This is a genomic window from Desulfobacter sp., from assembly GCF_050177295.1.
In genome coordinates this window covers 1-3,831 of the sequence record NZ_JBFXHE010000422.1, presented here as the reverse complement: position 1 = coordinate 3,831, position 3,831 = coordinate 1, and the positions used below count along the sequence as shown (strand labels likewise).

Below are 3,831 nucleotides of genomic sequence, written 5' to 3'. Positions count from 1 at the left end.
CACTATTTTGATTGTTGAGACACATAACAATTTAAATATAACAAACTTGATTTAAAGAAGAAATTGATTCAATTGCCTGAATCAGGCGAAATGAAAAGCGTTACACTATTTGAATCTCATCAGAAACATCGCCCCGGGATATTTCAAATTCCTTTAATCTGAAATTGTTATGTGTTAAACATAGTCAATACACCACCCCGACTTTTATCGCACCAGTGTTTATTTTTACACGTTTCTTTGTAGCTTGATCCAGATCAATGTTTTTATACTTCTTTAAGCGTATGGTGTACCTGCAAGTGAAAGAAAAGGCGTTATCAGCAGTTAATTCATAAATAAGGAGGCTTTTACATGTTTTGTTTTCAATGTCAGGAAACCGCGAAAAATCAGGGATGTACCATTAATGGGATGTGCGGGAAAAAAGGAAGTACGGCAAACCTTCAGGATCTCTTGATTTATAATTTAAAAGGGATTGCCGTTCTTGCACAAAAAGCAAAGGCCTCGGGCGTTAATGTCCCGGCAGCAAACGGGCAGTTTATTGCCGAAGGGGTGTTCACAACCATCACAAATGTCAACTTTAATGATGAGGACCTTGTAAACTGGATCAACCGCGCCCAGGCAGTTAAAAAAAAGCTGTTCGACAGCGTCAAAGATAAAGTGGGGACAGATCTTCATGACTGTGCGACCTGGTTTTCCAATGATACATCACAGTTTGAAGCCAAAGCAGCGGTTGTCGGCGTTCTTTCAACTGAAAACCAGGATGTCAGATCTCTCAGAGAGCTTCTGGTCATTGGACTCAAAGGTATCTGTGCGTATGCGGATCATGCGTCTGTGCTGGGTGTCACTAAAGATGAGATCTGGAATTTCCTGTATGAGGCATTAACTTCCACCACCCAGGACCTGAGTGTTGATGAAATGGTCGCTATGGTCATGAAAGCCGGTGAAACAGCCGTGACCGCAATGGCCGCTTTGGACCAGGCCAATACCCAGGTCTATGGAAACCCGGAGATCACAGAAGTCAATATCGGTGTGGGTACAAACCCCGGCATTCTGATTTCCGGCCATGATCTGAAAGACATGGAGGAGCTGTTGGAGCAGACAAAGGGTACAGGGGTTGATGTGTATACCCACGGAGAAATGCTGCCTGCCAATTATTATCCTGCCTTTAAAAAATACGATCACCTCAAAGGCAATTACGGTGGCTCCTGGTGGCACCAGAATGAGGACTTCGAAACCTTTAACGGCCCCATCCTGATGACAACAAACTGCATTATCCCGATTAAGAAAAAAAATACATACCAGGACAGGCTATTTACAACCGGGGTTGTCTCCTATCCGGGCACAACGCATATTCCGGCAAGAACAAACGGCAGTGCCAAAGATTTTTCAAAGATTGTGGAGCTGGCCAAAACCTGCCAACTGCCTACTGAAATAGAAACGGGTAAAATCGTTGGCGGATTTGCCCATAATCAGGTCCTGGCCTTGGCTGACAAGGTTGTAGACGCGGTTAAATCAGGTGCGATCAAGCGCTTTATCGTCATGGCCGGATGCGATGGCCGCCACAAAGAAAGAAACTATTTCACCGAAGTGGCTGAAAAATTACCCAAAGATACCGTGATCCTCACTGCCGGGTGTGCAAAATACAGGTATAATAAACTGGACCTAGGCGACATCGGCGGGATTCCAAGGGTGCTGGACGCGGGACAATGCAACGACTCGTACTCTCTGGCTGTTATCGCCATGAAACTGCGGGATGCATTTGGACTGGATCACATTAACGATCTGCCGCTCTCCTTTGATATTGGCTGGTATGAACAAAAAGCCGTTGCTGTTCTCCTGGCATTGCTGCATCTGGGCGTGAAGGGTATTCGTTTAGGCCCCACGCTGCCCGCTTTTGTTTCCCCCGCGGTGTTGAATGTCCTGGTTGAAAACTTTAATATCAAACCCATCGGTGAGGTTGATGCTGATATTGCAGCCATGATGGCAGGCAATAAAGCCCGCCCATGCCTGGCATCGGCGGGCTTTTCAAATGGCTTCCGCGGATCGGGCGGTAGTAAGTTTTTAGAAGAAGCCGGGTATCCCGGGAAGCTGACCCACCAACCCAAGGGAAACGACACAGACGATAAACATGACACCTGGGATGATAAGTTTTTCATTCCAGGTGAGCATTTTGGCCCGCTCAGTATCGCCGATGAGCCCCAGGTTGTCCAGGAGCATGGCAGCGGCCCAACCGAACACCGGATTTACAAAGGCGCAGGCAAAAATACAGGTTCCGGCGCTCTGGGAATCTTTATGGTTGCTAACCATCTGCATCCCTGCTTCAAGGAGTGGCAGGAATACGCCAACAATAAGCGCCACCCGCAGAACAGGTTCCCACATGGCAAGGTCCATGGGGTAGCCGAGTATACCGGCCACCACGCAGAAAATGCCGGTAAGAAACGCACCACCGGGAATGGGACGCTTGGCAATGGCTGCGGGAATCATGTATGTACCCCAGGAGGAGGCGATATTGCCGCCGCCAAGGCAAGAACCAATGGCCTGACGAACAGATGCCACCATCATGGTATCGTCCACGTCCATAAGGACGTTTTCAGCCCCTTTCGGGTAGTTAAGTTCCTGGAATACCCGGTGTCCAAGGTAATCCGGCGACCACATGGCAACGGCCAGAATGGAGAACGGAATAACGGCAATGAAATGGCCCAGGTTTGGAAGGCCCATGTTCCATCCTGTATTGGTACCCCACCACCACATGGGATCAAAATGGGGAAGCCCCGGCGGGGTAGAAAAGCTGAAATCAGCGCCCAAAGTGAATGCAATAATTCCTGCGATGGCCGAACAAAGAGGGATAGCCAGCCAGCGCTTCTGGATACGCGCCAGGTAGGCATAAACAAGCACGGTTACGCCGATGACCGCAAAGGAAACCGCGTCGACACCACCCCCTGCCGCCCATTTTCCAAGGTTGCCGATCTGTCCCATAAGTCCAACGGCACCCAGATAGATCAGAAGCCCTCCCCGGACTCCGATTCCGGTCAGGTTCATCAGCTTGGAACCTCCCTTTGTGATAGCGAGAATAAGGCCGAAGAAGCCTATCAGAATGCCCAGGGCCAGCGGATGCCCGCCAGCCGCAGCAACAACCGGGATGAGGGGGATCATCGGGCCGTGTGTGCCCGCAAGGTTTGAATTCGGATTAAGGAATGCCGAAAAAAGCAAAACAAAGGCAACACCTGCGATCAGCATCTCATACCGGACGTTCTCTGCAACGAATTCGGGTGAAAGAGCGTACTGGTCAGCAAAGGCGGCTACCATGGCGGTTACCATCACAACCTTTCCAATGGTGGCTGCAATAGCCGGCACAAAATCCTCGATTTCGATGCCGTAATCTCGGAAGGGCAGATTGACCCGCCAGCGACGAAATTTCATAATAGTCAGTTCATGGTCAAGATACTCAGCTCGGGTCTTAAACTCACTTGCTTTCTTACGTTGTTCGACATACGACTTTCCATTGTGCGCTACCATCTTTTAGTCTCCTTCTCCTTAGCTTACCCTACCGATCTTTTGTTGGATCTTTGCATTCACCCTTCGGTGTGCTTAGGTATAATTAAAATGCTTGGTTAGAAAAATGGCCCACGGCCTCAACGATATCCAGATCAAAATTTTCTACCTTTTTCCATTAATGAATGCAAGAACTATTTATTAGAACTTACTTTTTTATTGTCCCAGTCGGTAGTAAAAACTATGGACTTTAGTCCAAGACTTTTAGTATCTGAATTGTATGAGGTCATATCGAAAAGGTTCACATACGGTACATGATTTAAAAGTCCATTTAGTGTGGGT

General features: G+C 48.2%; 1 protein-coding gene and 1 pseudogene. One reads left to right on the top strand and one right to left on the bottom strand.

Annotated features, from left to right (window positions below; genetic code table 11):
• Nucleotides 1–348: 348 nt before the first annotated feature.
• Nucleotides 349–1,989, top strand: a pseudogene (hcp, locus tag AB7U36_RS20305) (hydroxylamine reductase); the annotation flags it as partial.
• Between the two features lie 69 nt (nt 1,990–2,058).
• Here hcp and AB7U36_RS20300 read toward each other — a convergent pair.
• Entirely contained in the window at nt 2,059–3,513 is a 1,455-nt protein-coding gene (locus AB7U36_RS20300; RefSeq protein ID WP_428161447.1) for a DUF3360 family protein, read from the bottom strand.
• Nucleotides 3,514–3,831 lie beyond the last annotated feature (318 nt).

Excerpts from the sequence above, each read along its gene's own strand:
- AB7U36_RS20300 (WP_428161447.1), bottom strand. The coding sequence starts at position 3,513 with ATGGTAGCGCACAATGGAAAGTCGTATGTCGAACAACGTAAGAAAGCA.